Source organism: Tabrizicola flagellatus (assembly GCF_008271465.1).
GTDB lineage: Bacteria > Pseudomonadota > Alphaproteobacteria > Rhodobacterales > Rhodobacteraceae > Tabrizicola > Tabrizicola flagellata.
In genome coordinates, this window is the sequence record NZ_VMDU01000004.1 from 46,418 (window position 1) to 72,111 (window position 25,694).

Sequence of the window (25,694 nt, forward strand, 5' to 3'; positions counted from 1 at the left end):
CTTCCGACGCGCCATGTTCGCCTTCAGCGCCGCCTTGAGCCGGTCTTCCCGGCTGGCGGGTCGCTCGGGTTTCCGGGACGTTTCGTCTTGCGGGGGGTCCGAGGGGCTGCGCATGGGGATGCCTTCTAGCGCAAGGTCGCCGGTGGGTCCAGAGAGGGCCCCGATTTCGCGCCCGAACCCCCTTGCGCCCCGGTTCGATTGCGTCTATTCCCGCCGCCACCAACGGCGCTGCAGTAGCTCAGTGGTAGAGCACTCCCTTGGTAAGGGAGAGGTCGAGAGTTCAATCCTCTCTTGCAGCACCATCCATCCCCTTCAAGGCGACGGGTCATGTGCGATCGACGATCCGGGTCGATTGTGGGCATGGTTTGATGCAGGGATGCCATCGCCAAGGGCAGGTCCGGCATCGCCCCGCCTTGGCAGCAGGTCATACTAGGCGGGTGGAGGCACAACCGCCTCCCAGGCCTCTCCCATTGCCAGGATGCAGGCCATCCCGTCGGGATAGCTTTGCACCAGCGTCCAGTCGCCCGACGGGCGGGTCCAGACCTCCAGCACCGTCTCGGTGTCGCGCAGACCCGAGCCGGAAACCGACGCACCGGACAGTTTCCGAACCAGTTCCTCGCGCTGGACGCAGACCACTTCGGCAATCGGGCTTTCCGCCAGGGCCGGCGTCGCGCAGCACAGAAGAAGGGCGAGTCGCATCCGCATACATGGAATCGTAACACAAGCATGACAGTTGCGAAGCGATTTTCCGAATGGCCGTTCAGCCATCCCGGACGAATGGCCAGACCGGAAAGCGGAATCCGGCCTCGCAAAGGATGCCGCATAGCCGCTGCGTTTCGGTGCGCATCAGCCCGGAGCCCGCGCCAGGACAACGGTGGTGCCGTCCGTGCTGGCATCGTCGCAGATGACCACCTCGGACACCCCGAGCACCTTCCAATGCGCCAGCCATTCGATGCGGCTCCGGATCTCGTTCCGGACGATGGCACAGAGGGCGACATGGGGTGCGCTCATGCCTTCTCTGCGCTTCCAGCCCGGCCCGCGGCAAGTCGGGCGTGAGTCCGAGCCGCCACAGTGCCGGCCCCATATTCTGGGCCGCGATTATATGCCTTCCCCAGATGCAAGGCCCGCCCCTATAGTCAGTGTGGGAAACCGGGGAAAACACCGGGCCTAGAGGCAGGACCAACACCAAAGCAAGGAGGGAGCCGATGCGCTGCCCGTTCTGCGGCAACATCGACACGCAAGTGAAGGACTCGCGTCCGGCCGAGGATCACGTCTCGATCCGCCGCCGCCGGTTCTGTCCGGCTTGTGGCGGCCGCTTCACCACCTACGAGCGCGTCCAGCTGCGCGATCTTGTCGTCATCAAGTCCAGCGGCAAGCGCGAGGACTTCGACCGTTCGAAACTGGAACGCTCGATCCGCATCGCGATGCAGAAGCGGCCGATCGACCCCGAACGCATCGACCAGATGATCTCGGGCATCGTGCGGCGGCTGGAAAGCCTGGGTGACACCGACATCCCCTCAAAGACCATCGGCGAGATCGTGATGGAAAGCCTGGCACGGATCGACACGGTCGCCTATGTGCGATTTGCCAGCGTCTACAAGAACTTCCAGACGGCCGACGATTTCGACGGCTTCGTCAGCGAGCTTCGGCCCGGAGCCGCCGGGGAAGAGTGAGCGATCCCGCCCAAGACCGGGCCCATATGGCCCATGCCCTGCGCCTGGCGGCGCGGGGCCTTGGCAATGTCTGGCCGAACCCGGCGGTGGGCTGCGTGCTGGTCCGCGACGGGATGGTCGTCGGACGCGGCTGGACCCAGCCGGGCGGGCGGCCCCATGCCGAGGTGCGGGCGCTGGCACAGGCCGGCCCCCTTGCACGCGGCGCCACGGCCTTCGTCACGCTGGAGCCCTGCGCCCATCACGGCAAGACCCCTCCTTGCGCCGAGGCGCTGATCGCCGCCGGTGTGGCACGGGTCGTCACCGCCCTGACCGACCCCGATCCGCGCGTCTCGGGCAAGGGGCATGCGATGCTGCGCGCGGCAGGGATCGAGGTCACGGAAGGCGTGCTGTCCGACCAGGCCGCCCGGCTGAACGCGGGTTTCCTGAAGCGGGTGACGCGCGGCCTGCCTTTCCTCACTCTGAAGCTTGCCGCGACGCTGGATGGCCGGATCGCCACCGCCTCGGGCGAAAGCCGCTGGATCACCGGACCGGAGGCACGGCGCAAGGTGCATGCCCTGCGGCTGGCGCATGATGCGGTGATGGTCGGCTCCGGCACCGCCGTTGCCGACGACCCGGATTTGACCGTGCGCGACCTGGGGGCAGCGCATCAGCCGGTGCGCGTGGTGCTGGACCGGATGCTGCGACACGCGCCGGACAGCCGGCTGGGCCGCAGCGCCCGGACGCATCCGGTATGGCTGCTGCACGGACCCTCCGCGCCCGAGCCCGCCCGGCAGGCCTGGCTGGCCATGGGGGCCGAGCTGATCGAGGGGACCGAGACCGGAGGCCGTCTCGACCTGCCGGCCGCACTGGGGGCGCTGGCCGCACGGGGCCTGACGCGGGTCCTGAGCGAGGGCGGCGGCACGCTGGCGGCAGCCCTGGTCGGCGCGGGCCTCGTGGACGACCTGGCTCTTTTCTCGGGCGCGGCGCTGATCGGTGCCGACGGGCATCCCGCCCTTGGGTCGCTCGGCCTGGGCCGCCTGGCCGAGGCCCCACGGCCGACCCTCGTCGAGACGGAACGGCTTGGGCCGGATCTCTTCGCGCTTTGGCGGATGCCGGCCGCGAGGTGACGCCAGTGGCCGCAGGGGCCGGACCGGACAGGCCCGCGTCAGGACCGCAGGTGGTCGTCGTCCACCGGCGCGTCGGTGTGGACGCCCGAGCGGACCTCCTCGACGGCACGGTCGATCGCCTCGATGCAGCTCTGGCAGATGTCATAGGTGACATGCGTCGGATGCCGCTCGCCGATGTCGTCGCAGGATGTCCACTGCGCTTCGCCATGCAGCCGGACATTGCCGCAGAACGAACATTTCACGTCCCTGGCCGAGGGGTCGTAGTGCCAGCGGTTCAGCGGCGGCGAGAAATGCCAGGCATCCTTCAGGTCATGGACCATCAGCGCGCGGTCGTCCTTCATCGGCTGGATGGTCATCAGGAATTTCCGCGCCATGCTGGGGGAATCGCAGCGGTATTCCAGCCGCAGCGTGCGCTTGTGCTGCAACACGGCGTCGATCATCTTCGCGGTTTCGGCGCGGGTCTCTGCACCGGCGATATGTGCCATGATCGAGGTCGAGAGCACCGCGTTCGAGGTGGCCGACTGCGCCCCGCCGTTGAGCGCGAACTCATCCCACTCGCCGCCAACCCAGAGGACGCGATATTCGCTGTCTACGACCGCGTAGACCTGCAGGAACTTCACTGCTCTCGCCCTCCCAAGCGTCGTCAGCGGAAGGACCTTAGCACAGTTCTGCAGGAAATCGCGTCCGAAGTTTACACTTCCCACAGGATTCTGCGGGCTTCGTGGCGGCCATGTCAACGCAGATTGACAACCCCCATTGATCTTGCGGGTAGAACCACGGCGCGGACCGTCGCGGCGATGTCGGAGGCGGCAAGTCCGGCCCAGGCATACATCTGCGCCGGGCTGGCCTGGTCGATGAAGCGGTCGGGCAGCGTCATGGTGCGGACTACCCCGCGCCGGTCGAGCGCGCCGCTGGCCGCGAGATGGTGCAGCACCAGCGCCCCGAAGCCCCCGGTCGAGCCCTGCTCCAGCGTCACCAGCGCGCGGTGGTGGCGGTGCAACTGGTCGATCAGCCCCTGATCCAGCGGTTTGGCAAAGCGGGCATCGGCGACGGTGGCGGAGATGCCCTCGGCCTCGAGGATCGTGGCCGCGGCCAGCGCCTCGGACAGATGCGCCCCGAAGGAGACGAGCGCCACATCGCTGCCTTCGCGCAGGATGCGGCCCTTGCCGATGGCAAGCGGCTCGCCCCGGTCGGGCATCGGCACGCCGACGCCTTCGCCGCGCGGATAGCGCAGAGAGATGGGGCCGTCGTCATGGGCCGCGGCGGTGGCGATCATGTGGACCAGCTCGGCCTCGTCGCCGGCGGCCATCACCGTCATGTTGGGCAGGTTCGCGAGGAACATGGTGTCGAAGGCGCCGGCATGGGTGGCGCCGTCCTGTCCGACCAGCCCCGCGCGGTCGATCATGAAGCGGACGGGCAGGTTCTGCAGTGCCACGTCATGCACGATCTGGTCGTAGCCGCGTTGCAGGAAGCTGGAATAGATCGCGCAGAAGGGCTTCATCCCCCCCGCCGCCAGCCCCGCCGCGAAGGTGACGCCATGCTGTTCGGCGATGCCCACGTCGAACACCCGCGCCGGGAACCGCTTCTGCATCACGTCGAGGCCCGTGCCCCCCGGCATGGCCGCCGTGATCGCGACGATGCGCGGATCGCGCGCGGCCTCCTCGGTCAGGGTCTGGCCGAAGACGGCGGTGTAGTTCGGCGCATTGGCGGGCGTCTTGTGCTGCCTGCCGGTGGCGATGTCGAACTTGCCCACCCCGTGATACTTGTCGTCCGCGCCTTCGGCCGGGGGATAGCCGCAGCCCTTCTTCGTCACCACATGCAGAAGCACCGGCCCCTCGGCCCGCTCGCGCATCGAGCGCAGCGCGTGCAGGAGCATCGGGATGTCGTGGCCGTTCACCGGGCCGAAGTAGGAAAAGCCCAGCTTCTCGAACAGTGTCACGCCGGTCGGACGGTCGCCGACCATCTCGCGCGCACGGCGGGCGCCTTCGCGCAGGGGGGCGGGCAGGTGGTCCTCCAGCCCCTCGGCGATGGCCTTGAGCGTGGCGAGCGGCCCCTTGCTGGCGATGGAGTTCAGGTAGGTCTGCATCGCGCCCACGGGCGGGGCGATGGACATGTCGTTGTCGTTCAGGATCACGAACAGTCGCTTGCCGAGATGGCCGGCGTGGTTCATCGCCTCGTAGGCCATGCCGGCGGTGATCGCCCCGTCGCCGATGACGGCCACGGTGTCGCCCACCGCCTGCCCCATCTCGCGCGCCATGGCAAAGCCAAGCGCGGCCGAGATCGAGGTCGAGGAATGGGCCGCCCCGAAGGGGTCGTATTCGCTTTCGCTGCGCTTGGTGAAGCCGCTGAGGCCCCCCGCCTGGCGCAGGGTCAGCATCCGGTCGCGGCGGCCGGTGAGGATCTTGTGCGGATAGCACTGGTGACCCACGTCCCAGATCAGCTTGTCGCGGGGCGTGTCGAAGACCGCGTGCAGGGCGACGGTCAGTTCGACCACCCCCAGCGAGGATCCGAGATGCCCTCCGGTCTGGCTGACCACCTCGATCACCTCGCGCCGCAATTCGTCGGCCAGTTGCGGCAGGTCGCGGTCGGGCAGCGCGCGCAGGTCGGCGGGGCTGGCCACGCGGTCGAGCATGGGTTTGGGGGACAGGGCGGCGATGGAACCGGGCGCGGTCATGGCGGCCTCCTTTCCGGGGCAAAAGGTGCCGTGTGGGGGTTGGCCACACGGCACAAGTGCCTGTCGTCCGACAGGAAGGGAACCGGGGCCCGAAGGTCCCGCATCCGGCCCGTGGGAGAGCCGGATCATGGCCATCCGGGCCGCGCGGATCAGCGCCGCACGGCCCGGATGAAGCTCAGGTCACGGCGCGCGCCTCGACCGTCAGGGGCGCCTCGAGCGCACCATAGGGCGAAGGCGTCTGCCGGCTTTCCTCGGGCAGCAACAGCCCGATCAGGTAGATCGCCCAGAGGAAGAGCCCGATGGCCAGAAGGAAGGCCGCGGCATAGAGCGCGCCCTTCAGCATGTGGCCGAGGCTCCAGTACACCAGGCTCGTCTGCTTGCTCTCGCTGAAATAGTCGTTCGGCATCGTGCCCTCCTATTGCACCGGCGCGTAGCCGTGCTCCTGTGCCCAGACGTACCAGTTGTCGACGACCGTGCCCGTGAGCAGGATGCCGATGCCGCCGGTCAGCGTGACCAGCACCGCGAACCACCAGGCCCAGCGGTGGATCCCTTCCATGGTCGCGTTGAACCCCATGGTCCAGCGCCAGAAGAGGGCCGCCCGCTCGGAGGCGGTGCCGCGATCGACGATCTGCTCAAGCTCCCGGTCGCCGCCAAAGCGGGAAACGGCCAGGATGGTCGCCCCGTGCATCGCGAAGAGGAGCGCCGACCCGTAGAGGAAGGCGATGCTCAGCGCGTGGAAGGGGTTGTAGAACAGGTTGCCGTATTGCAGCGAGAAGTTGTTGGTCCAGTCGAGGTGGCTGAAGATGCCGTAGGGCACGGCGTGGCTCCAGGACCCCATCAGGATCGGCCGGATGAGGCCCAGCACCAGGAACAGCCAGATGGCGCTCGCGAAGGCCCAGCTGACATGCTTGCCCATGCCCAGCGCCTGCGCCCTGAGCCAGGTCCGGACCCACCAGGAACAGACCGAGATCAGCAGGAAGAAGCTGGCGATCAGCCACCAGCCGCCTTCCTTGAGCGGCGCGAAGCCCAGGCCGTATTCCTCGGCCGGGGGTTCCAGGCTGAACCAGAACAGGTCGCGCAGGAAGACCGCCGGGTTGAAGCCCGCCTGATACCAGAACCACAGGCCCACCATGACGAACCAGGTCAGGCCCGAGGCCAGCGAGATCACCCCCATCGTGCCGAGATAGACCGGCCCGAGCTGGGCGTTGCCGAACCAGCCGGCCAGCGTCGAGAAGCTGGCGCCCCTGGTCCGGTTCGACAGTTCGACATCCTCGGTCATCCCCATTTCGGGAGCACCGCGCACCTGAACCTGGGTGAAGATGTTCTGATACTCAGCCATTTACGCCTCCCGGAATGTCGGCCCACCAGGGCAGTTCAAGCCACCAGTCCCACCAGACGACCCACTGGTCGAACCAGATGGTGCCCGAGATCACGATGCAGACCGCCGACCAGAAACCCGCGTTCAGCGCCAGAAGAAGGCCCAGGCGGTGGATCCCCAGCGTGCCGACCGAATAGCCGATGAGGTCGCGGAAATAGGTGTCCTCGTGGTCGGGAGTGCGCATCTCCTTGCCCTTCTCGGGGTTGGCGGCCGACAGAATCAGCGCGCCGTGGAGCGCAAGCGCCAGCGCCGTGGTGAAGAAGAAGCTCACCGCGATCATGTGCGCCGGGTTGTAGTGGAAGTTGCCGTAGGTGTAGCCGGTATTGGACACCCAGTCGAGGTGCGTCCAGATCCCGTAGGGGAAGGCATATCCCCAGGCCCCCATCAGCACCGGCCGGATCACCACCAGGGTGACATAGGCCAGGATCGCGAAGCCGAAGGCCACGGGCACATGGTAGCCCATCCCCAGCTTGCGGCAGATCTCCACCTCGCGCAGCGCCCAGGTCACGAAGGCGCCGATCGCGCAGATGGTGATGATCTGCCAGAGCCCGCCTTCGCGCAGGGGCGCCATGGCGAGACCCATCTCCACCGGAGGCGGGTTGATCGAGATCAGCCAGGGGTTCCAGGTCCCTTGCAGCACGGCCCCGTAGAAGATCAGGATCGTGCCGAGGACCGCGAAGAAGAAGGTCAGGACCCCGAAGAACCCGACGTAGAAGGGGCCGACCCAGAAGTCGAACAGGTTGCCCCCGATCAGCGTGCCCCCCGGCACGCGGTATTTTCGTTCGAAGCTGAGCAGTGCCATGCTTCCCTCTCCGTTTCTCTCCGGTCACAGCCGCCGTCGGGCGCGGGCGGTCGGGCTTGCCGGATGTGTGTCTGACGTCAGGTTGTCGCGGGCGGCAGACGGCGAGGCCCGCCGCCCGCAACGGTCAGTTGGACCTACTGGCCGGCGGTGACATAGCCGTGCTTGGCAGCGGCGATGTCGAACCAGTTGTAGGCCGGGGTGCTGAGCAGCACGAGGTGGATCATGGCCGCCAGGAGGAACAGGAACACGCCCTGTGCCACGAAGACGCGACGAGGATCGAAGATGAGCCAGATCTTGTAGAATTTGGACATTTATCGTTCCTCCTCAGAACCACGGGCGCCAGATGTACACCGCCAGGTGAGCGACGACGGCGATGGCCACGAAAAGCCAGAGCCCGCTCATGTAGACGGAGTGCAGTTCTTGCGCCTGCTCGTCGGTGAGACCTGTGAAACTCAGGTCGGATTTATCAGCCATTCTATCCTCCGGATTGGCAGACTGACGCCGCATCCCCTGCGGCTGGGTACACGGGGCAGCGGAGTGCTGCTCCGTAGGTTCCGGAAAGGCCGGGTTTCCCCGCCCTCCCCGAAGGCTTCACCGGACGGGCGGGCGCACCGCGTCGGGTCTTCTGCTCCGCCCGTTCAGGGGCGGAAGATCGAGGGCGTGATCTCCTCGGCGTCGCGCAGCGCGCGGGCGAGCGGACCAACAGCCGGAAGTCGCATGTGGCGGAGCGCCGAGCCGAGCCAGGCCAGGCACTGTACCGGCAGCGCCAGGATCAGGATCAGCGCGAAATAGGTCGCGTATTCCGCCTTCGGCGTGCGCCTGTGATGCGCCGCCTTGGGCTGCACGTGAGAAATGTAGCTCTGGTCGCTCATGCTCTCTCTCCCCTTTCGACCCCGGCGGCACTTCCCCCCGCCAGGGGTTCGACGAATTCCAGGACGACCCGCTCGGCCCCGTGGTCGAGCGCGGCTTTCTCGGCCGCATCCCGCAGCGTGCGGGCGGCGGAAATGCGGGTCAGCACCGGGTGCTGTTGCAGGATGCGGTCCAGCGCGAGTTGCGCGTCGGTGTCCCAGGGCATGTCGCGGCGCAGCGTCGTGGGCGTCGCGGCGGCGCTGTCCATCTCCGACCCGAGCGGCAGGATGTGGAACAGCGCGTCGAACAGCCCGTTGCAGACCTCCTGCAAGAGGTAGACCGCGCCGGCGTAGCCCATGAACGGCGTTCCCGTGGCGCGGCGGATCGCGGCGCCGGGGAAGCTGGCCGGGATGAAGCTGGGCGCGGGGCCGTGCCCGCCCTTCAGCTCGGCCAGGTACATCTTCTCGTTGATCGACCCCAGCACGATCAGCGGCCGGTGCTGCTTCATCAGCGCGCGGACGCCCTCGTTGTTGGTCTTCTGCCCCGCGAGTCTGGGCACCGCGAAGGCGCATGGCAGGCCGAGGTCTTCCTCGAGATACTTGCGGATGCCACGGGTGTAGGTCTCGTTCGCGACGATGGCGAAGCTGGCGGTGGCGAAGAAATCCTGCGTCACCGACCGCCAGAGGTCCCAGAGCGGCTTCAGCGTCGAATGCTTCTCCTGCGCGATGAAGGGTTCGGGGTCCAGTCCCAGCATCTCGCCCAGCGTCCGCAGGAACAGCGTGGTCGACTCGAGCCCGATCGGCGCTTGCAGGTAGGGCTTGCCCAGACATTCGGCGAGTCCCCGGCCGAATTCGCGGTACATCACGATGTTGGCGTCGGCATTCACCAGGTTGCGCATCTCGGCCAGGTGCGCGCCCAGGGGCATCACCATGTTCACCTCGGCCCCGATGCCTTCGACCAGACGGCGGATCTCGTGCAGGTCCGAGGCCATGTTGAAGGTGCCATACATCGGGCCCAGGATGTTGACGCGCGGCTTCGATCCATCGGGACGCGGGGTCTCGGGCGGCATCCGGCCCTTGGTCATGCCGAATTCGGTGAAGATCCAGGTCATCGCCCGGTCGGCGGCCTGCCACTGGTCCTCGTCGATGGTGCGCGGCAGGAAACGCTGGATGTTGGTGCCCTGCGGCGTGACCCCGCCGCCGATCATCTCGGCGATGCTGCCGGTCACGACGACCGCCGGCAGCGCGGGGTCGAGCGTCTTCCACGCCCGTTTCATCGCCCCTTCGGTGCCGTCGCGGCCGAGTTCCTCCTCGCCGAGGCCCGTCACCACGATGGGCAGTTCATGCGGCGGCAGCGCATCGGTGTAGTGCAGGACCGAGGTCACGGGCAGGTTCTCGCAGCCCACCGGGCCGTCGATCACCACCTGCAACCCCTTGACGGCGCAGAAGGCATAGATCGCCCCCCAGTAGCCACCCGCCCGGTCATGATCCTGCACCAGCATCAGATCATCTCCTCGGCTTTGGCAGCCTTGGCCGCCTTGTCGAGTTTCTTCTGGTGGATCGCCCGGAAATCGGGGCGCAGGTTCGGCGCACCTTCCCAGATGCCGGCGGCATCGCCCGAGCCGACCCCTTCGAAGAAGGCCTTCATGCCCTCCATCCGGGTCCTGTTGGCCATCGCGGCGTTGACGACCTGCGCCAGCGACCCTGCCCCCGCCGGTCCCATCAGGGGCCGCGCCGAGATCAGGTTGGTGAAGTAAAGGGACGGGATCGCCCGCTCCTTGGCCTTCTGCACGACCGGAGTCGTCCCGACCGCCAGGTCCGGCTTGAATGCCTCCATCGCGGCCAGGTCGTCCTCGAGGTTCGCGCGGTATTTCACCACGCAGCCCCTGGCCTCCAGCCAGTCGCGATCCGCCTGGGACCATTCGTTCCGCGCGCAGGCCGTGCCGACATACGGCACCTCGGCCCCGCTTTCGATCAGCAGGCGCGCGACCAGCAGCTCGCTGCCCTCGTAGCCCGACAGCGTGATCCGGCCCCTGATCGGATTGGCCGCCAGGGCGCCCTTGATCGCCCCACCAAAGGCATTCTGCGCCGCCGCGATCCGCTCGGGCGCCACGTCGCAGGCCGCCCCGATCGCCGCCAGCCAGTCCATCGTGCCGTCATGCCCCACGGGGGCCGAGCCGACGATGGTCCGCCCCGCCGCCTGGAACTCGCGGATCGCCGCCGTGTAGAACGGGTGGATCGCCGCCACGACGCCCGAATCCAGCGCCGCATAAAGCTCGCGCCATTCGCGGCAGGGCACCACCGGCCCGGCGGCAAGGCCCATGGGCGCCAGCATCGCGCCGATCATCATGGGGTCGGCGGGGAACATCTCGCCCAGAAGCGTGACCGTCGGACGGTCGGAGCGACCCGCAGCGGGGGCCGCCACCGGCCCCGCCTCGATCTCGGACCGCGCATAGGCCAGCATCGCGCCCGCCAGCACGTCCTTGGCCTCGGCATGGGTCGGCACCCCGAAGCCCGGCACGTCGATGCCGATGATCCGCACGCCGTTGATTTCGTTCGGCAACAGCCGCAGCGGCACGCCCGATGCGGTGGGCACGCAAAGGTTCGTCACCACCACCGCGTCATAGCGGTCGGGGTCGGCGAGTTCATGCACCGCGTCGCGGATGTCCTCGAAGAGCTTGCCCGTGACCAGCGTCTCGGAGTTGAAGGGCACATAGCCCACCGACCTGCGCGCGCCGTAGAAATGGCTGACGAACGACAGGCCATAGACGCAGCAGGCCGATCCCGACAGCACCGTCGCCACGCGCCGCATCCGAAGGCCCACGCGAAGCGAGCCGAAGGCCGGGCACATCGACTGCGGCTTGTCATGCGGGCCCTGCGGATAGTCGGCCGCGTAACGGTCCAGCACCTCGGAGTTGCCCGCCGCGCGCGCGGCTTCCGCCATCTGCCCCGCGCCGGCGTGGCAACCCAGTCCGTCAACCGGAGGGGTGGCGGAGAGGTCGGTCACTTGCGACCCTCCCGCGCCTTCAGCGCCTGTTCGATGATGGCAAGGGCGTCGAGGTCAAACATTGTCGTAGACCACTTCCAGGCTGGGTTTCACGGCGGCGAAGGACCCGCGCATGTCGGCGTCCGAGGCGGGCTCCAGCACGAAGTCCTTGCCCGTCGTCTCGGCATCGAAAAGGCCGAGGAGCGCATCCTGCGTCAGCGGCTTCGGGCGCAGCGGCGGGGCCTCGGCCACGGCGGCGGCAAGGGTTTCGAACAGCGGGCCCCATTGCGTCGCATTGGTGCCAACGATCTGATAATTCGCGGATTTCCGGCGCAGATCCTCGTCCGCCGGGATGCTGGCCAGCACCGGGATGTTCACCGCCCTGGCGAAGGCCGCGGCCTCGCCGGTCCCGTCATCCTTGTTGATGACCAGCCCCGCGACGCCGACATTGCCGCCAAGCTTGCGGAAATATTCGACCGCCGAGCAGACGTTGTTCGCCACATACAGCGATTGCAGGTCGTTCGAGCCGACCACGATCACTTTCTGCGCCATGTCCCGCGCGATGGGCAGGCCGAAGCCGCCGCAGACCACGTCGCCGAGGAAGTCCAGGAGCACATAGTCGAAGTCCCAGTCGTGGAACCCCAGCTTCTCCAGCAGCTCGAAGCCGTGGATGATCCCGCGCCCGCCGCAGCCGCGGCCGACCTCGGGCCCGCCCAGCTCCATCGCGAAGACGCCGCCGCGTTTGAAGCAGACGTCGCCGATCTTCACCTCTTCGCCAGCCAGCTTCTTGCGGGTCGAGGTCTCGATGATCGTCGGACAGGCCTTGCCGCCGAACAGCAGGCTGGTGGTATCCGACTTCGGGTCGCAGCCGATCAGCAGCACGCGCTTGCCCATCTCGGCCATCATGTGGCTCAGGTTCGCCAGCGTGAACGACTTGCCGATCCCGCCCTTGCCGTAGATCGCGATGATCTGGGCCTTCTTCGACGGCGGATCCTGGGGGATCTCCAGCGAAGGCTCCTCGGATGCCTCGTCGCGCAGGCGGGCGTCGAAATCCTTCAGATTGGGAACTTCGGTCATGCAGAGGCACTCCAATCCAGGATCATCTTCAGGCAGGCGGGGTCGGTGAAGGCGGTCTCGTAAGCCGCCCCGGCATCCGCCGCAGCCGCGCGGTGGGTGATGAGGCCGGCAAGCGACAGGCGCCCCTCGTCCAGAAGGCGCCGGGTGGCGTCGAGGTCGGCCGGCTGCCATTCCGAGGCGATGCGCAGCCGCAGCTCCTTCATGAAGGCGGGCGGGAAGGCGAAGCTGATGGCCTCGGTGTAGAAGCCGCACAGCACGACCTCGCCACCCCTGGCCAGACGCGGGACCAGCTGGTCCAGCAGGCCCGAGGCCCCCGAGGCGTCGAAGATCACCCGGTAGTCGCGGCGCGGATCGTCCTCGGGCGCGATGACCTGATAGCCGTCGGCACCCAGGCGTCGGGTCGGGTCGATTTCCCAGACGGTCGGGGTGGCACCCATGGTCAGCGCGATGCGGGCCAGAAGCCGGCCCAGCGTCCCGTGTCCGATGATGAGGTCGGGCAGCGCCCCGCCGGCCAGCGCGTGATGGGCCGTTGCGGCCAGCGCCAAGAGCGCGCCCTCGGCGCCATGGCCGCCGTCCAGTCTGGCAACCCGCGCGGCGGGCGTCACCAAGAGGCCCGCAGCCCCGCCGAACAAGCCCCGCACCCCGCCCTCATAGCAGTTGGCGCCCGGCACGAAGACCGCATCGCCGACCGCAAGGCCGGTCTCGCCGCAGGTCTCCACCACCTCGCCGAAGGCTTCATAGCCGGGCACCAGCGGATAGCCCATGCCCGGGAAGGGCGGCATCGTGCCCAGCCAGAACAGCTTTTCCGTGCCGGTCGAGATTCCCGAGTGCCGCACGCGGACGACAACGTCCCCCGCGACCGGAGCCTTCAACCCGACCGTGCCCAGTTCCAGGGACTTGGGGCCAGAGAGGATGACGGCATTGGTGTCCACGACTTGCAGCCTTCCTGAATCATGCGGACTCCGCACTAGGTGTAAGTCTAGACTGACAGTTTAGGATGTCAAATTAATTGGACACTTTTTCGGCATTCGGGGGGATCGAAGGCAAATAAACCGCGTTTGCTATCCCCGGATCGCGGTCAGGACCGAGGTCACATAGGGCCTGTCGCCCGGTCTCGGCCGAATTTCGGTGAAACCGGTTGCACCAAGAAGGCCCGCGATCTCGGCGGCAGACCGGGTGCGGCCGGTCCGCATGGCCAGGGTGTAGATGGCGAAATAGACGTCCGTCGCGGGATCGGGACGGTCGCCGCCCGACATGGGTTCCGACATCAGGATCATGCCACCAGGCGGCAGGGCGGCGTGGACCTTGGCGAGGAGCGCCGCCACGGTCGCGTCGTCATGGTCGTACAGCACCCGGACCAGGCTGATCGTGTCGGCGCCCACCGGCAGGGGATCGCTGCGGAAGCTGCCGGGATGGAGCCGCAGCCGGCTGCGCAGGGCGGCGGGCACCCCGGCCAGCACCGCGGGCATGTCGAAGAGCGACAGCGTCAGCCCCGGATGCGCGCGGCCGACCTCGGCCAGGAAGGCCCCGGTGCCGCCGCCCACGTCGAGGAGATGCTTGCGCTGCGACAGGTCCACCAGCCGCAGCGTGTCCTCGGCTACCAGCACCTGGCTTTCGGCCATCAGGCGGGAATAGCGCGCGGCGAGCCCCACATCCTCTTGCGCCAGCGTGCCGAAGACATAGGGCCAGAACCCGGCCAGCTCGGTTTCCGTCTGACCCCGGAAGAACGCCAGCGGATCCGTCAGATCGCGGTAAAGCACATGGTGGTGCCGCACCATCGGCTCCAGCCCCGGCACGGTCAGGAAGGCCGCCCCGCGCGGGGCCAGATGCCAGCGCCCCTTGCGGTCGCCGGCCAGGAGCTTCAGCGCCGCGCCCGCGCGCAACAGCACCACAAGCGGCGCGGGCGGGATGGCGCAGCGGCGCGACAGGTCCTCTGTCGTCATCGGGCCGGAAGCCAGGACATGCAGCACCCGCCCCTCGACCAGCGCGACCAGGGCCTGCGACTGGACAAAGCCCGACAGGATGGAAAACAGCTCCGCCCCCTCGCGCCTTGCCTTCCAGCGCAATCCCGGAATCCGCGCGGCCAGGCGGTGAAAGCGCGGCGACAGCGCAAGGCGCGTGAGGAGCCCCAGCGCCCCGGGCCGCGCGGGCGGCGGGCGCGGCTCGGCGTTCATCTGGCGGTCTCGGGCAGGACGGTCATCTTGCGGGCGTAGGCCGTGACCAGACCCGCCAGCATCGCCTCGCCCGGGCAGGAGGGGATCGAGGCGATGGCTCCCGCGAGGATGTCCTTCATATGCGCCACCGCCCCCTCGACCCCCATCTGGGCCACGGCATTGGGCCGCAGATGCGCCGCATCCTGCCCCGCCGGCTTGCCGGTCTGGTCGCTGGTCAGCAGCGCGTCCTTCAGGTCGTCCGCCACCTGGAAGGCCGCGCCGATGCGGTCACCCAGTTCGGCCCAGGGTTCGGCCTCCTGCCCCGCCGCGATGGCGCCCATCTGGGTCGCCGCGACGAAGAGGGCCGCCGTCTTGGCCCGGTGATAGGCCAGAAGGTCCACCTTCGGCTCGCTTTCCCAGCCCTGCCCCGCGCAGATGCCGAAGGGCGCGCCGGTGTGCCGCGCGAGGGCCCCGGTCAGCGCCAGGGCCCGGTCGGGCGCCGCGTGGCCGGCCCGCGCAAGCACCTCGAAGGCAAGGACAATCAGGCTGTCGCCGGCCAGCACCGCCAGGGGTTCGCTGAAGGCCCGGTGCAGCGTGGGCTTGCCGCGCCGGAGGTCGGCATCGTCGAAGGCCGGCAGGTCGTCATGCACGAGACTTGCGCAATGGATCAGCTCCAGCGCCACCGCCGCCGCCGTGGCGATCTCGGGCCGGTCGTCGCCGCAGGCCGTGGCCACCGCCAGAAGGATCGTCGGCCGGATCCGCGCCCCACCGGGAAAGACCGCGTAGGGAATGGCGGCCGCCAGCCTTGGCGGGGCATCCTTGCGGTTCAGGGGGGCAAGGCTGTCGTGCAGGGCCTTCTCGATACGTTCGGCGAACGGCATGGGCGCACTCCTGGGGCCTGTCGATTCAGTTTGGCATTGCGACCGGCATGTGTAAACTTGAATTTACACTAGTTTGTCATATGAAGCTGACAAGAGGTCCCCCGCAATGCCTGCCGCCGACATCAAGGGACAGCCCCGCGCGGTGGTGATCGGGGCGGGCATGGGGGGCCTTGCCGCCGCGATCCGGCTGGCCGCCGGGGGCTGCCGCGTGACGGTCGTGGAGGCCGCCGAGACTCCCGGCGGCAAGGCCCGCTCCCGCGCGACCCTCGCCGGGCCCGCCGCGATGGGCCCCACCGTCCTCACGCTGAAAGCCGAGGTCGATGCCCTGTTCGCGCTGGCAGGCACCACCACCGAGGCCGAGGTCGGGATCACCCGCCTGCCCCGCCTCGCCCGCCACTGGTGGCCGGGGTCCGGCCCGCTCGACCTCTTTCCCGACCGCGAGGCCAACATCGAGGCGATCCTCGCCTTCGCCGGCCCGCGCGAGGCGCAGGGTTTCGCCCGGTTCGACACCGCCGCCCGCGCGCTTTACGACGCCTTCGAGACGCCCGTGATGCGCGCCCCGAAGCCCGACCTTGCCGCCATCGCCCGCACCGCGCTGCGCCGGCCGAACCTCTGGCCCGCGCTCCTGCCCGGCATGACGCTCGACCGCTGGCTCGGCCGGTTCTTCCGCGACCCCCGCCTGCGCCAGCTGTTCGGCCGTTATGCCACCTATGTCGGCGGCCGCCCGGCCCATACCCCCGCCGTCCTGTCGCTGGTCTGGCAGGCCGAGGCGCAGGGGGTCTGGGCCGTGACCGACGGCATCCAGGCCCTTGCCGCCGCGCTGGCCCGCGCGGCAGAACGGCTGGGCGTCCGCTTCCACTTTGCCACGCAGGCCCGCCGCATCACCCGCCAGTCGGGCCGCGTCGCCCATGTCGAGACCGACCAGGGCCACCACCCGGCCGACATCGTCGTCTTCAACGGCGACCCGCGCGCCCTGACAGATGGCCTGCTGGGCGAGGCCGCGCAATCGGCGCTGAAGCCCCCCGGCAAGCCCAGCCTCTCGGCCTGGGTCTGGTCCTTCGCCGCCACGCCCGAAGGCCCGCGCGCCGCAGACCTCCTGCACCACAACCTCTTCTTCACCGCCGACCCGGATGCCGAATTCGGCCCCATCGGCCGGGGCGAGATGCCGCAAAGCCCCACGCTCTACCTCAACGCCCAGGACCGCGAGCTTGGCCCGACCCCGGCCACAGAACGTTTCCAGATCATCCTGAACGCGCCCGCAAACCGCCCCGACCATCCGAACGAGGACCCCTCATGCCACGACCGCAGCTTCCCGCCCTTGGCACGCATGGGCCTGACCTTCTCGCCCCCGCCGGGACCCGAGGCGCTGACCCGACCGAAAGACCTGGCGCAACGACTCCCGGCCTCCCTCGGCGCGATATATGGCGCCTCGCCCGAGGGGGCACTGGCGGCGTTCCGGCGCCCGGTGGCGCGGACGGGCCTGCCGGGGCTCTACCTCGCGGGGGGCGGAGTGCATCCGGGGGCGGGGGTGCCGATGGCGCTTTTGTCCGGCCGGCAAGCCGCCTTACAGGCGCTTCAGGACCTGACTTCTCCCTCCCCGTCGGGCCGGACGGCTATGCCTGGTGGTATGTCGACGGCATCTCGGACGACGGCACAAAGGCCGTCTCGCTGATCGCCTTCATCGGGTCGGTCTTCTCGCCCTGGTACAAGTGGTCGGGCCGGCGGGATCCGCAGAACCACTGCTGCCTCAACGTGGTGACCTCGGGCCTGAACGGCCGCTTCACCATGACCGACCGCGGGCGATCCGCCCTGAAACAATCCCCCGAAAGGCTGGAAATCGGCCCCTCCAGCGTCACCTGGACCGGTCGCCAGCTGGTGATCGAGGTCAACGAATGGGGCGCGCCGCCGATGGTGACGCCGGTCAAGGGGCGCATCACCCTGACCCCCCGCGCGGTGACAGGGGCCGAGGTCTGGCTGACGCCCGACGGCGCCCATCTCTGGCGCCCCTTCGCCCCCATCGCGGACATCGAGGTCGACCTGACCCAGGGCCACCGCTGGCGCGGCCACGGCTATTTCGACGCCAATTTCGGCACCCGCGCGCTTGAGACGGACTTCAGCTTCTGGACCTGGGGCCGATATCCCCTGCGCGACCGCGCTCTCTGCTTCTACGACGCGACCTTGCGCGACGGCGGGCATTTCGACCTGGCGGTCGAGATCACCCCCGACGGCCAGGTCCGCGAGACCACGGCCCCGCCCCGCACCCGGTTCCGCCGCAACCCCTGGGCCGTCCGCCGCGAGACCCGCGCCGACCCCGGCACCACGCCGCGCCCGCACCTGTCGCTGCTGGAGGCCCCGTTCTACTCGCGCGCGCTGGTGGAGACGCAGATCGAGGGCGAAAGGACCATCGGCATGCACGAGGCGCTGGACCTTGTCCGCTTCCGCCAGCCGCTGCTGAAACCGATGCTCGCCGTCCGCGTCCCCCGCCGCGCGCGCTGGCCGTAAGCCAAAGAATTTCCGCGAAAATTCTTGGGTCTAGACGGTGGTCTCCGCCACCGGCCTCTTCGCCTGGTCCGGGTTCAGCGTCATCACCGACCAGTTCAGCGCCGCCGCGATGCTGACCCAGGCGATATAGGGCAGGAACAGAAGCCCCGCGATCCAGTCCACCCGCCAGAAGGCCACCAGCGTCGCGGCGACCGCGACCCACAGCAGCGCCAGCACCAGCATCCCCGCCCGCATCCGTTTCAGTCCGAAGAAGACCGGGGTCCAGAGGCAGTTCAGCCCCATCTGCAAGGTGTAAAGCGCCAGCGCCATGCCGACCGCCGGGGTGACGCCGGCCTGCCGCGCCACCCGTTCGGCGGCCAGCGACATGCAGAGGTAAAGCGTGGTCCAGGCCACGGGGAACAGCCAGTTCGGCGGGGTCCAACTGGGCTTTTTCAGGCTTTCGTACCAAGCGCCGGGCGAAAACATCGCGCCCGTTGCGGCGGCCGGCCCGCAGGCCAGAAGAAACACGAGGAAGACCCAGATATCCATGGCGCGATCCTAGCGGTTGCGCCCCGGAAACGCCAGCGCAGGCGGTCCGGTTCCCTCAGACCGCGCCGCGCCGGTCGCGCGCCTCGAGCTGGGAAAGGATCGCGAGCAGCGTCTCGGAGCGCTGCGCGCGCGCCGGGCGCTGGCCTGCCGCCTCGACGAGGAAGGCCACCTCGGGCACCGGACGGGCGTGCAGTTGCGCAGGCTGTGGCATCAGGTGGGTCAGCAGGGAAGCCCCGGCGGCCTTGCCCATCAGCACCAGCTTCTGCCCGCGCGAGGTGCGCGCGCGGCGGGTGACGCTGTCATGGCCGGCCCGCGCGACCTCGGACCCGATCGCCGCGTAGATGTGCCGCGCCGCCGCGATCCCCAGCCGGCAATCCGACGGCAGCGCCGAGACGCCCGCCCCCGCCCGGAGGTACAGATCCTCGGCCACCGCCAGAAGCCGCCGCACCACCCCCGCCAGCGCCGGCGAGGGCCGGGGGTCGGCCAGGAATGCATCCACGTCGATCCCGGCCTCGGCCAGCCAGTCCAGAGGCAGGAACAACCGCCCCGCCCGGGCGTCCTCGCCCACGTCGCGGGCGATGTTGGTCAGCTGCATCGCCAGCCCCAGGTCCGCCGCCCGCGCCAGCGCATCGGGGTCGCGCACCCGCATCAGGACGCACATCATCACCCCCACCGCCGAGGCGACCCGGGCGCTGTAGGCATGCAGGTCCGAAAGCGTGCGATAGCGCCGCCCCATCGCATCCCAGGCCAGCCCCTCCAGAAGCGCATCCGGCAGCGTGCGCGGCATGTCGAACCCCTCGACCACCGCCGCGAAGGCCCGGTCCGAGGAGCGCGGCTCGGGCCGCCCGGCATAGATCAGGTCCAGCCTCTCGCGCAGGCGAAGGACGGCATGCGCCTTGTCCTGCACCTCGTCCACGTCGTCGTCGGCCACCCGGCAGAAGGCATAGAGCGCGAGCGCCGGGTCCCGCACCCGTGCCGGCAGCAGACGCGAGGCGGCATGGAACGACAGGCTTCCGGTGCGGATCATCGCCCGGCAGGCCGCCATGTCCCCCGGCGCGATCATTCCGCCGCCATCGGCAACGGCGCCGCCGCCCGCACCGGGGCATCCGGCACCAGCGTCGCCAGCACCTCGGCCGTCCCGATCACCCCCGGTACGCCCGCGCCGGGATGCGTTCCGGCCCCGGCGAGATACAGCCCCGGCAGTTCCTCCGACACATTGTGCGGCCGGAACCAGGCCGATTGCAGGATCCGCGGCTCCAGCGAGAAGCCCGCCCCGTGCGGCGACAGATAGCGGTCGCGGAAGGTCTCGGGCGTGAAGACGAGGCTTTCGGCGACCCTGGCGGACAGCCCCGGCAACAGCCGATCCTCCAGCACTTTCAGCATCTTCAGCCGGTAGGGCTCGGCCTCCCTGGCCCAGTCCACCCCGTTGACGTGCCCCAGATGCGGCACCGGCGACAGGACATAGAAGGTGTCGTCGCCCTCGGGCGCGACCGAAGGGTCGGTGACCGAGGGCCGGTGGACGTAAAGGCTCATGTCCTCGGCCAGCCTGCCGGTCTGGAAGATGTCGCGGATATGCTCGCGATAGCGCGGGCCCACGACGATGGAGTGATGCCCGACCTCGGGCCACATCCCCTTGGTTCCCCTGGTCCCGAAATACCAGACGAACAGGCTCATCGACCAGCGCGACCGAATCAGGCGCGGCGCGGTCCAGCGTTTCACTGGCTGGCGGCGCAGAAGCCGCGTGTAGGTCGTCGCCGGATCGGCGTTCGACACCACAACCTCGGCAGGCAGGACCCGCCCGTCGGCGAGCCGCACCCCCGACGCCCGGCCGCCGGCGACCAGCACCTCATCCGCCTCGACCCCCTGCACGACGACCCCGCCCTGGTCCTTCACGACCTGTGCCATGGCCTCGGCAATCGCCTGCACGCCGCCCATCGCGTAGTGCACCCCGAAGGCCCGCTCCAGATGGCTGACAAGGGCATACATGCTGGTCACATGGAACGGATCGCCCCCGATGAACAGCGGATGGAAGGACAAGGCAAAGCGCAGCCTTTCGTCCCTGACCCGCCGCGCCGCGTGGGCGTAGACCGAGCGGTCCGCGCGATACCAGGCGAATTTCGGCAGGACCTTCACCAGGTCGAGGAACCTGTGCATCGACCGCCGACCCAGATCCTCGAAGCCGAACCAGTAGCGCGCCTCGGCATCCTTCAGGAACCGCCGGAACCCCGGCAGATCGCCGGGGGAAAGCCGCGCCACCTCGGCCTCCATCCGTTCGTCGCCCGGGCGCATGGTGAAACTCGATCCGTCCTGCCACAGAATCCTGTAGAACGGGTCCATCGGCACCAGCCGCACATCGCGGTCGAAGTCGCGCCCGCAGGCGGCCCAGAGTTCGCGCAGCGTCTGCGGCACCGTCACGATGGTCGGCCCGAGGTCGAAGCGGTGGCCACCCTGGGTGATGGAAGACCCCCGCCCCCCCGGCCGGTCCAGCCGGTCCACCACCGTCACCTGCCAGCCCTTCGCCCCCAGCCGCATCGCCGAGGCAAGGCCGCCAAGCCCCGCGCCGATCACCACCGCCCGGCCCTGACCGGCTTTCACGTTCGGCAGGCTCTCGACCTGCCCGGACCTTGAGGACTGTGTCATGCGGATCAGCCTATACTGTCCATCCAGATTTACAACTTGGCTTTTATGCCGCAGGAAACAAGGCCGATTTGACTTCCCTGCGGCTGCATTAAGTGTAATCTTGTCCTGACACCTGCGCCCGGGGGATCGACTCATTTCCGTAGCCACGCTCAGCCTCTTCCGCTTTTCCACCCCGGCCAGCCGGCTCTGGGTGATCGGGCAGATGGCGCTTGCGCGGTCGCGCGGTCTCTGGACCGGGGCGCGGTTCGTGAAACTCTGCGGCTCGGGCACGGGCGAGGGCTTTACCCCGAAACCCAACTGGTCCGTCTGGGCGATCTTCGCCGTCTGGCCCGACCTGGCCCGCGCCCGCGACCACATCGCCACCAACAGGGTCATCACCCGCTGGCGCGCCCGCGCGGCCGAGGACTGGACGGTTTTCCTCGCCCCCTTCTCGGCCAGAGGCAGCTGGGCGGGCGTGAATCCGCTGACCGACACCGTGGACCCGAAGACCCAGGCAGGCCCCATCGCCGCCCTGACCCGCGCCACGGTCAAGCCGCAGCACGCCCCCGCCTTCTGGCGCCGCGTGCCCGACATTTCGGCCCGGATCGGCGCGGACCGGAATGTGCTGTTCAAGATCGGCATCGGCGAGGTGCCGCTGCTGCATCAGGTCACCTTCTCGATCTGGCCCGACGCCGCCCGGATGGCCGAATTCGCCCGCCACATGGGCCCCCATGCCGAGGCGATGCAGGCCGCCCGCGACAACGGCTGGTTCGCCGAGGAACTCTACGCCCGCTTCCATGTCCTTGAGACACAAGGCAAATGGAACGGCACCGACCCCCTCGCCGGGGCCTGGGACGCAAGAAAGGACGCCGCATGACCGCGCTGCACCGCGACAAGGCCCCCGCGCAAGCCGCCACCGGCAAGCCGCCCTTCCCCTTCACCGCCATCGTGGGCCAGGACGACATGCGCCTGGCGATGGTCCTCACCGCCATCGACCCGATGATCGGCGGCGTCCTCGTCTTCGGCGACCGGGGCACCGGCAAGTCCACCGCCGTCCGGGGCCTCGCCGCGCTCCTGCCCCCCATCCGCGCCGTGGCCTCCTGCCCGGTCAACAGCGCCTCGCTTGACCAGTGCCCCGCCTGGGCCGCGATCACCGACGCCACCGTCATCGACAAGCCCACCCCGGTCGTGGACCTGCCCCTCGGCGTCTCCGAGGACCGCGTCACCGGCGCACTCGACGTCGAACGCGCCATCGCCGCAGGCGTCAAGGCCTTCGAGCCCGGCCTCCTCGCCCGCGCCAACCGGGGCTATCTCTACATCGACGAGGTGAACCTCTTGGAGGATCACATCGTGGACCTCCTCCTCGACGTGGCCCAGTCCGGCGAGAACGTGGTCGAACGCGACGGCCTGTCGATCCGCCACCCCGCCCGCTTCGTCCTCGTGGGCAGCGGCAACCCCGAGGAAGGCGACCTTCGCCCCCAACTCCTCGACCGCTTCGGCCTCTCGGTCGAAGTCCGCTCCCCCCGCGACATCGCCACCCGCGTCGAGGTGGTCCTCCGCCGCGAAGCCTACGAAGCCGACCCCATCGCATTCGCCGCCACCTGGGGACCGGAGGAAGCCAGACTCCGCGCCACCATCCTTTCCGCCCGCGCCGCCCTGCCCAAGGTCCAGACGCCCCGCGCCGCGCTGGAAGACTGCGCCGCCCTCTGCATCGCGCTTGGCTCCGACGGCGTGCGGGGGGAACTCACCCTCCTCCGCGCCGCCCGGGCGCTGGCGGCCAGTGAGGCAGCGCCCAAGGTCACCCGCGACCACCTCCGCCGCGTGGCCGCCATGGCGCTTGGCCACCGCCTGCGCCGCGATCCGCTGGACGAGGCCGGGGCCTCGGACCGCGTTGCCCGCGCCGTCAGCGAAACGCTGCCCTGATGGATCCCTGGGCGCGCCTTTCCCTCGCGCTGCGCATCCTCACCGTCGATCCGGTGGGCCTTGGCGGCCTCTGGCTGCGCTCCCGCGCCGGCCCCATCCGCGACATCGCCACGACCGCGCTGAGCGAAACCCCCTTCGACCGCCCTCAGCGCCGCCTCTCGGCCAGCATCGACGACCTCGCCCTGCTGGGCGGCCCCGACCCCGCCGCCACCCTTGCCGCCGGCCGCCCGGTCCACCGCCCGGGCCTCCTGTCAGACCGCGCGGTCCTGATCCTCCCCATGGCGGACTCCGCGCCCCCCTCCCTCACCGCCCGCCTCGCGCAAGCCCTCGACCGCGGCCAGCACGCCCTGATCGCGCTGGACGAGGCCGCCGAGGACGGCGAGGGCCTCCCCTCTGCCCTTTCCGACCGCCTCGGCCTTTTCGTCACTCTCGACGGCGAGCGCAGCCCGCGCGTGCTCCCCAGACCCATAGGCCGCCGCCGCCTCGCCAAGGCCCGCACCCTCTACCACCTCGTCACCCTGCCCGATGATCTGACCCAGGCCCTTGCCCAGCTCGCCGCCCGCCTCGGCATCACCTCGACCCGAGCCCTCCTCACCACCCGCCGCGCCGCCCGCGCCATCGCGGCGCTCGACGGCCGCGCCGAAGTCACCGAGGCCGACCTGATCCGGGCCGCCGAACTCGGCCTCGCCCACCGAGCCCAGCCCGCGGCCGAGGCCCCGCCCGACCAGCCCTCCGAACCACCGCCGGACCAGCAGGACCAGCCGGACCAGCAGCCGCAAGAGCAAGACCTCCAATCCCTCGCCGACCTCCTGATCGAGGCCGCCCAGGCCGCCCTCCCGCCCGACATCCTGGCGAAACTCCAGTCCGACCGCGCCACCCGCGCGGCCCGTGGCGCCTCCGGCACCGGCGCCGCCAAGGCGGGCAACCGCCGCGGCCGCCCGCTTCCATCAAGACCCGGCCGCCCCGACGGCCGCTCGCGCATCGACCTCGTCGCCACCCTGCGGCAGGCCGCCCCGTGGCAGGTCCTCCGCAAACGGACCGACCAGCACGACCGCGCCCTGATCGTCCACCGCTCCGACCTGCGCCTCAAGCGCTACAAGGAGGTGTCCGACCGCGTCCTGATCTTCGTCGTCGACGCCTCCGGCTCCTCGGCCATGGCCCGTCTGGGTGAGGCCAAGGGGGCTGTCGAACTGATGCTCGCCCAGGCCTACAGCCGCCGCGACCATGTCGCCCTCGTCGTGCTGCGCGGGGCACAGGCCGAACTCATCCTCCCCCCCACCCGCAGCCTGACCACCACCAAGGCCCGGCTGCGCGGCCTGCCGGGGGGAGGCGGCACCCCCCTCGCCTCGGGTCTGGCCACCGCCTTGGACACTGCCCTGCGCGCCAGACGCCATGGGATGACCCCCAGCCTCGCCCTCCTCACCGACGGCCGCGCCAATATCGCGCTGAACGGCCAGCCCGACCGCGCCCAGGCCCAAGCCGACGCGGAACAGATCGCCACCGCCATCCGCGCTGCCGGCATCGCTGCCGTCACGCTGGATGTCGCCAACCGCCCGCAGCCGGCGCTGGCCCAGTTGTCCGGCCTGATGAACAGCCGCTATGTCCCCCTGCCCCGCGCCGACGCCCGGGCGATTGCAGCAACCCTGGCCTGAGATGACCCCCGCCGCCCTGCCCGCCGACTGGCCATTCAAGGCCCGATCAAGCCTGATCCAGTCCGGCCACCACCGATTCTGGGTCGCCGACATCGGCCCGAAGGAGGCGCCCGCGCTCCTGCTCCTCCACGGCACCGGCGCCTCCGGCCACAGCTTCCGCCGCACCGCCCCCGGCCTGGCGCAGCATTACCGCACCGTCATCCCCGACCTGCCCGGCCACGGCTGCTCGGCCGCAGGATTCCGGGGCCGCCTCGGCCTCGACGCGATGGCCGAGGATCTCTGGACCCTCTGCGACACGCTGCAAGTGCGGCCCACGGCCATCATCGGCCATTCCGCCGGCGCGGCGATCAGCCTGCGCATGGCCGAACTGCGTCCCGTCCCGCAGGTCATCGGCCTGAACGCCGCACTCGGGGAATTCGACGGCGCCGCCGCCTTCCTCTTCCCGATCATCGCCAGGGGCCTTGCCACCCTTCCCTTCGCGGCCAGTGCCATCACCGCCTTCTTCGGCCGCCCCGGCACGGTCGACCGCATCCTTGCCGGCACCGGCTCGCCCCTCGACCCGGAGGGCCGCGCGCAATACCTGAGGCTCGTCCGCGACCCCGACCATGTCACCGGCGTGCTCGGCATGATGGCCGACTGGCGGCTGCAACCCCTGCTGAACCGCCTGCCGCAGACGACCACGAAAGTCACCCTGATCGCCAGCGAAGGCGACCGCGCCGTCCCGGCCCAGGTCTCCATCGATGCGGCCAGGCGCATCCCCGGCGCAAGGCTGCACCTGCTGCCGAACCTCGGCCACCTTGCGCATGAGGAAACACCGGACGGACTCTCGGGCCTGATCCTGGACACGCTTGCGCGCGACGGATCGACCGGGACTCCGCATCGGACCTGATCC

At 69.6% G+C, this 25,694-nt stretch carries 27 protein-coding genes and 1 tRNA gene; 9 read left to right on the forward strand and 19 right to left on the reverse strand.

Annotated features, from left to right (window positions below; genetic code table 11):
- Window positions 1–227: 227 nt before the first annotated feature.
- Window positions 228–302 (forward strand) — tRNA-Thr (locus FL625_RS07835).
- 127 nt (window positions 303–429) lie between these two features.
- Here FL625_RS07835 and FL625_RS07840 read toward each other — a convergent pair.
- Together FL625_RS07840 and FL625_RS18070 are read right to left on the reverse strand one after the other, a co-directional pair.
- A complete protein-coding gene (locus FL625_RS07840; RefSeq protein ID WP_235019354.1) occupies window positions 430–699 on the reverse strand; it encodes a hypothetical protein in 270 nt (89 codons plus the stop codon).
- A 147-nt stretch (window positions 700–846) separates the two neighbouring features.
- On the reverse strand, window positions 847–1,011 hold the full coding sequence (locus FL625_RS18070; protein WP_160147750.1) for a glycosyltransferase family protein: 165 nt from the start codon (window positions 1,009–1,011) through the stop codon (window positions 847–849).
- A gap of 194 nt (window positions 1,012–1,205) precedes the next feature.
- On the opposite strand from FL625_RS18070, the gene nrdR reads away from it, so the two are divergent.
- Window positions 1,206–1,673, forward strand: coding sequence for a transcriptional regulator NrdR (gene nrdR, locus FL625_RS07845; RefSeq protein WP_149588099.1), 468 nt, complete (start codon window positions 1,206–1,208; stop codon window positions 1,671–1,673).
- On the forward strand, window positions 1,670–2,779 hold the full coding sequence (gene ribD, locus FL625_RS07850) for a bifunctional diaminohydroxyphosphoribosylaminopyrimidine deaminase/5-amino-6-(5-phosphoribosylamino)uracil reductase RibD (protein WP_268815768.1): 1,110 nt from the start codon (window positions 1,670–1,672) through the stop codon (window positions 2,777–2,779). The genes nrdR and ribD overlap by 4 nt, the downstream gene beginning before the upstream one ends.
- A gap of 38 nt (window positions 2,780–2,817) precedes the next feature.
- Here ribD and FL625_RS07855 read toward each other — a convergent pair whose 3' ends face one another.
- The 14 genes from FL625_RS07855 to FL625_RS07920 form a co-directional block, all read right to left on the reverse strand.
- On the reverse strand, window positions 2,818–3,399 hold the full coding sequence (locus tag FL625_RS07855; protein ID WP_149588100.1) for a hypothetical protein: 582 nt from the start codon (window positions 3,397–3,399) through the stop codon (window positions 2,818–2,820).
- Between the two features lie 113 nt (window positions 3,400–3,512).
- A complete protein-coding gene (dxs, locus tag FL625_RS07860; protein ID WP_149588101.1) occupies window positions 3,513–5,453 on the reverse strand; it encodes a 1-deoxy-D-xylulose-5-phosphate synthase in 1,941 nt (646 codons plus the stop codon).
- A gap of 175 nt (window positions 5,454–5,628) precedes the next feature.
- On the reverse strand, window positions 5,629–5,859 hold the full coding sequence (gene pufX / locus FL625_RS07865; RefSeq protein WP_149588102.1) for an RC-LH1 core complex protein PufX: 231 nt from the start codon (window positions 5,857–5,859) through the stop codon (window positions 5,629–5,631).
- Window positions 5,860–5,868: 9 nt separating this feature from the next.
- Entirely contained in the window at window positions 5,869–6,792 is a 924-nt protein-coding gene (gene pufM, locus FL625_RS07870; protein ID WP_149588103.1) for a photosynthetic reaction center subunit M, read from the reverse strand.
- Window positions 6,785–7,633, reverse strand: a complete 849-nt coding sequence (pufL, locus tag FL625_RS07875; protein WP_149588104.1) for a photosynthetic reaction center subunit L — start codon at window positions 7,631–7,633, stop codon at window positions 6,785–6,787. Before pufL ends, pufM begins: the two co-directional genes overlap by 8 nt.
- A gap of 134 nt (window positions 7,634–7,767) precedes the next feature.
- The gene (pufA, locus tag FL625_RS07880) at window positions 7,768–7,944 is read right to left on the reverse strand and encodes a light-harvesting antenna LH1, alpha subunit (RefSeq protein WP_149588106.1); all 177 of its coding nucleotides are present in this window, start codon (window positions 7,942–7,944) and stop codon (window positions 7,768–7,770) included.
- A 13-nt stretch (window positions 7,945–7,957) separates the two neighbouring features.
- Window positions 7,958–8,107 carry a light-harvesting antenna LH1, beta subunit gene (gene pufB, locus FL625_RS07885; protein ID WP_149588107.1) on the reverse strand — a complete coding sequence of 50 codons (150 nt, stop codon included), beginning with the start codon at window positions 8,105–8,107 and terminating at the stop codon, window positions 7,958–7,960.
- A gap of 164 nt (window positions 8,108–8,271) precedes the next feature.
- Complete coding sequence (gene pufQ / locus FL625_RS07890) at window positions 8,272–8,505, reverse strand: cytochrome PufQ (RefSeq protein ID WP_149588108.1); 234 nt, start codon at window positions 8,503–8,505, stop codon at window positions 8,272–8,274.
- Window positions 8,502–9,983, reverse strand: coding sequence for a chlorophyllide a reductase subunit Z (bchZ, locus tag FL625_RS07895; protein WP_149588109.1), 1,482 nt, complete (start codon window positions 9,981–9,983; stop codon window positions 8,502–8,504). Before bchZ ends, pufQ begins: the two co-directional genes overlap by 4 nt.
- Window positions 9,983–11,425, reverse strand: a complete 1,443-nt coding sequence (bchY, locus tag FL625_RS07900; protein ID WP_149588336.1) for a chlorophyllide a reductase subunit Y — start codon at window positions 11,423–11,425, stop codon at window positions 9,983–9,985. The genes bchZ and bchY overlap by 1 nt, the downstream gene beginning before the upstream one ends.
- Window positions 11,426–11,542: 117 nt before the next feature.
- Entirely contained in the window at window positions 11,543–12,544 is a 1,002-nt protein-coding gene (locus FL625_RS07905) for a chlorophyllide a reductase iron protein subunit X (protein ID WP_149588111.1), read from the reverse strand.
- Window positions 12,541–13,476: a chlorophyll synthesis pathway protein BchC gene (gene bchC, locus FL625_RS07910; protein ID WP_149588112.1), complete on the reverse strand. Its 936-nt coding sequence runs from the start codon at window positions 13,474–13,476 to the stop codon at window positions 12,541–12,543. The genes FL625_RS07905 and bchC overlap by 4 nt, the downstream gene beginning before the upstream one ends.
- A gap of 129 nt (window positions 13,477–13,605) precedes the next feature.
- Window positions 13,606–14,718, reverse strand: a complete 1,113-nt coding sequence (locus FL625_RS07915; RefSeq protein ID WP_149588113.1) for a methyltransferase — start codon at window positions 14,716–14,718, stop codon at window positions 13,606–13,608.
- Entirely contained in the window at window positions 14,715–15,578 is an 864-nt protein-coding gene (locus FL625_RS07920) for a polyprenyl synthetase family protein (protein WP_149588114.1), read from the reverse strand. The genes FL625_RS07915 and FL625_RS07920 overlap by 4 nt, the downstream gene beginning before the upstream one ends.
- Window positions 15,579–15,684: 106 nt before the next feature.
- Here FL625_RS07920 and crtD point away from each other — a divergent pair, with 106 nt between their 5' ends.
- Together crtD and crtC are read left to right on the forward strand one after the other, a co-directional pair.
- Window positions 15,685–17,250: a 1-hydroxycarotenoid 3,4-desaturase CrtD gene (gene crtD / locus FL625_RS07925; protein WP_149588116.1), complete on the forward strand. Its 1,566-nt coding sequence runs from the start codon at window positions 15,685–15,687 to the stop codon at window positions 17,248–17,250.
- Window positions 17,217–18,080, forward strand: a complete 864-nt coding sequence (crtC, locus tag FL625_RS07930) for a carotenoid 1,2-hydratase (RefSeq protein WP_290426958.1) — start codon at window positions 17,217–17,219, stop codon at window positions 18,078–18,080. Before crtD ends, crtC begins: the two co-directional genes overlap by 34 nt.
- A gap of 30 nt (window positions 18,081–18,110) precedes the next feature.
- Here the strand turns inward: crtC and tspO are convergent, their stop codons facing one another.
- Genes tspO through FL625_RS07945 form a run of 3 tightly spaced genes read right to left on the reverse strand, consistent with a single transcriptional unit; the run spans window position 18,111 to window position 21,248 of the window.
- The gene (tspO, locus tag FL625_RS07935) at window positions 18,111–18,608 is read right to left on the reverse strand and encodes a tryptophan-rich sensory protein TspO (RefSeq protein WP_149588117.1); all 498 of its coding nucleotides are present in this window, start codon (window positions 18,606–18,608) and stop codon (window positions 18,111–18,113) included.
- A 55-nt stretch (window positions 18,609–18,663) separates the two neighbouring features.
- Window positions 18,664–19,671, reverse strand: a complete 1,008-nt coding sequence (gene crtB / locus FL625_RS07940; protein WP_149588118.1) for a 15-cis-phytoene synthase — start codon at window positions 19,669–19,671, stop codon at window positions 18,664–18,666.
- Window positions 19,668–21,248 (reverse strand): phytoene desaturase, encoded by a 1,581-nt coding sequence (locus FL625_RS07945; RefSeq protein ID WP_149588119.1) that lies wholly within the window; start codon window positions 21,246–21,248, stop codon window positions 19,668–19,670. The genes crtB and FL625_RS07945 overlap by 4 nt, the downstream gene beginning before the upstream one ends.
- A gap of 133 nt (window positions 21,249–21,381) precedes the next feature.
- Between FL625_RS07945 and crtA the strand changes: the two genes are divergently transcribed.
- Genes crtA through bchO form a run of 4 tightly spaced genes read left to right on the forward strand, consistent with a single transcriptional unit; the run spans window position 21,382 to window position 25,691 of the window.
- A complete protein-coding gene (gene crtA, locus FL625_RS07950; RefSeq protein ID WP_149588120.1) occupies window positions 21,382–22,104 on the forward strand; it encodes a spheroidene monooxygenase in 723 nt (240 codons plus the stop codon).
- Complete coding sequence (gene bchI / locus FL625_RS07955) at window positions 22,101–23,150, forward strand: magnesium chelatase ATPase subunit I (RefSeq protein WP_149588121.1); 1,050 nt, start codon at window positions 22,101–22,103, stop codon at window positions 23,148–23,150. Before crtA ends, bchI begins: the two co-directional genes overlap by 4 nt.
- Complete coding sequence (locus FL625_RS07960) at window positions 23,150–24,802, forward strand: magnesium chelatase subunit D (protein ID WP_149588123.1); 1,653 nt, start codon at window positions 23,150–23,152, stop codon at window positions 24,800–24,802. Before bchI ends, FL625_RS07960 begins: the two co-directional genes overlap by 1 nt.
- A 1-nt stretch (window position 24,803) precedes the next feature.
- Window positions 24,804–25,691, forward strand: coding sequence for an alpha/beta fold hydrolase BchO (bchO, locus tag FL625_RS07965; RefSeq protein ID WP_160147751.1), 888 nt, complete (start codon window positions 24,804–24,806; stop codon window positions 25,689–25,691).
- Window positions 25,692–25,694 lie beyond the last annotated feature (3 nt).

Coding starts and splice junctions, on each gene's coding strand:
- FL625_RS07840 (WP_235019354.1), bottom strand. CDS start 699: ATGCGACTCGCCCTTCTTCTGTGCTGCGCGACGCCGGCCCTGGCGGAA.
- FL625_RS18070 (WP_160147750.1), bottom strand. CDS start 1,011: ATGAGCGCACCCCATGTCGCCCTCTGTGCCATCGTCCGGAACGAGATC.
- nrdR (WP_149588099.1), top strand. CDS start 1,206: ATGCGCTGCCCGTTCTGCGGCAACATCGACACGCAAGTGAAGGACTCG.
- dxs (WP_149588101.1), bottom strand. CDS start 5,453: ATGACCGCGCCCGGTTCCATCGCCGCCCTGTCCCCCAAACCCATGCTC.
- pufX (WP_149588102.1), bottom strand. CDS start 5,859: ATGCCGAACGACTATTTCAGCGAGAGCAAGCAGACGAGCCTGGTGTAC.
- pufM (WP_149588103.1), bottom strand. CDS start 6,792: ATGGCTGAGTATCAGAACATCTTCACCCAGGTTCAGGTGCGCGGTGCT.
- pufL (WP_149588104.1), bottom strand. CDS start 7,633: ATGGCACTGCTCAGCTTCGAACGAAAATACCGCGTGCCGGGGGGCACG.
- pufA (WP_149588106.1), bottom strand. CDS start 7,944: ATGTCCAAATTCTACAAGATCTGGCTCATCTTCGATCCTCGTCGCGTC.
- pufB (WP_149588107.1), bottom strand. CDS start 8,107: ATGGCTGATAAATCCGACCTGAGTTTCACAGGTCTCACCGACGAGCAG.
- pufQ (WP_149588108.1), bottom strand. CDS start 8,505: ATGAGCGACCAGAGCTACATTTCTCACGTGCAGCCCAAGGCGGCGCAT.
- bchZ (WP_149588109.1), bottom strand. CDS start 9,983: ATGCTGGTGCAGGATCATGACCGGGCGGGTGGCTACTGGGGGGCGATC.
- bchY (WP_149588336.1), bottom strand. CDS start 11,425: ATGGCGGAAGCCGCGCGCGCGGCGGGCAACTCCGAGGTGCTGGACCGT.
- FL625_RS07905 (WP_149588111.1), bottom strand. CDS start 12,544: ATGACCGAAGTTCCCAATCTGAAGGATTTCGACGCCCGCCTGCGCGAC.
- FL625_RS07915 (WP_149588113.1), bottom strand. CDS start 14,718: ATGAACGCCGAGCCGCGCCCGCCGCCCGCGCGGCCCGGGGCGCTGGGG.
- FL625_RS07920 (WP_149588114.1), bottom strand. CDS start 15,578: ATGCCGTTCGCCGAACGTATCGAGAAGGCCCTGCACGACAGCCTTGCC.
- crtD (WP_149588116.1), top strand. CDS start 15,685: ATGCCTGCCGCCGACATCAAGGGACAGCCCCGCGCGGTGGTGATCGGG.
- tspO (WP_149588117.1), bottom strand. CDS start 18,608: ATGGATATCTGGGTCTTCCTCGTGTTTCTTCTGGCCTGCGGGCCGGCC.
- crtB (WP_149588118.1), bottom strand. CDS start 19,671: ATGATCGCGCCGGGGGACATGGCGGCCTGCCGGGCGATGATCCGCACC.
- FL625_RS07945 (WP_149588119.1), bottom strand. CDS start 21,248: ATGACACAGTCCTCAAGGTCCGGGCAGGTCGAGAGCCTGCCGAACGTG.
- bchI (WP_149588121.1), top strand. CDS start 22,101: ATGACCGCGCTGCACCGCGACAAGGCCCCCGCGCAAGCCGCCACCGGC.
- FL625_RS07960 (WP_149588123.1), top strand. CDS start 23,150: ATGGATCCCTGGGCGCGCCTTTCCCTCGCGCTGCGCATCCTCACCGTC.
- bchO (WP_160147751.1), top strand. CDS start 24,804: ATGACCCCCGCCGCCCTGCCCGCCGACTGGCCATTCAAGGCCCGATCA.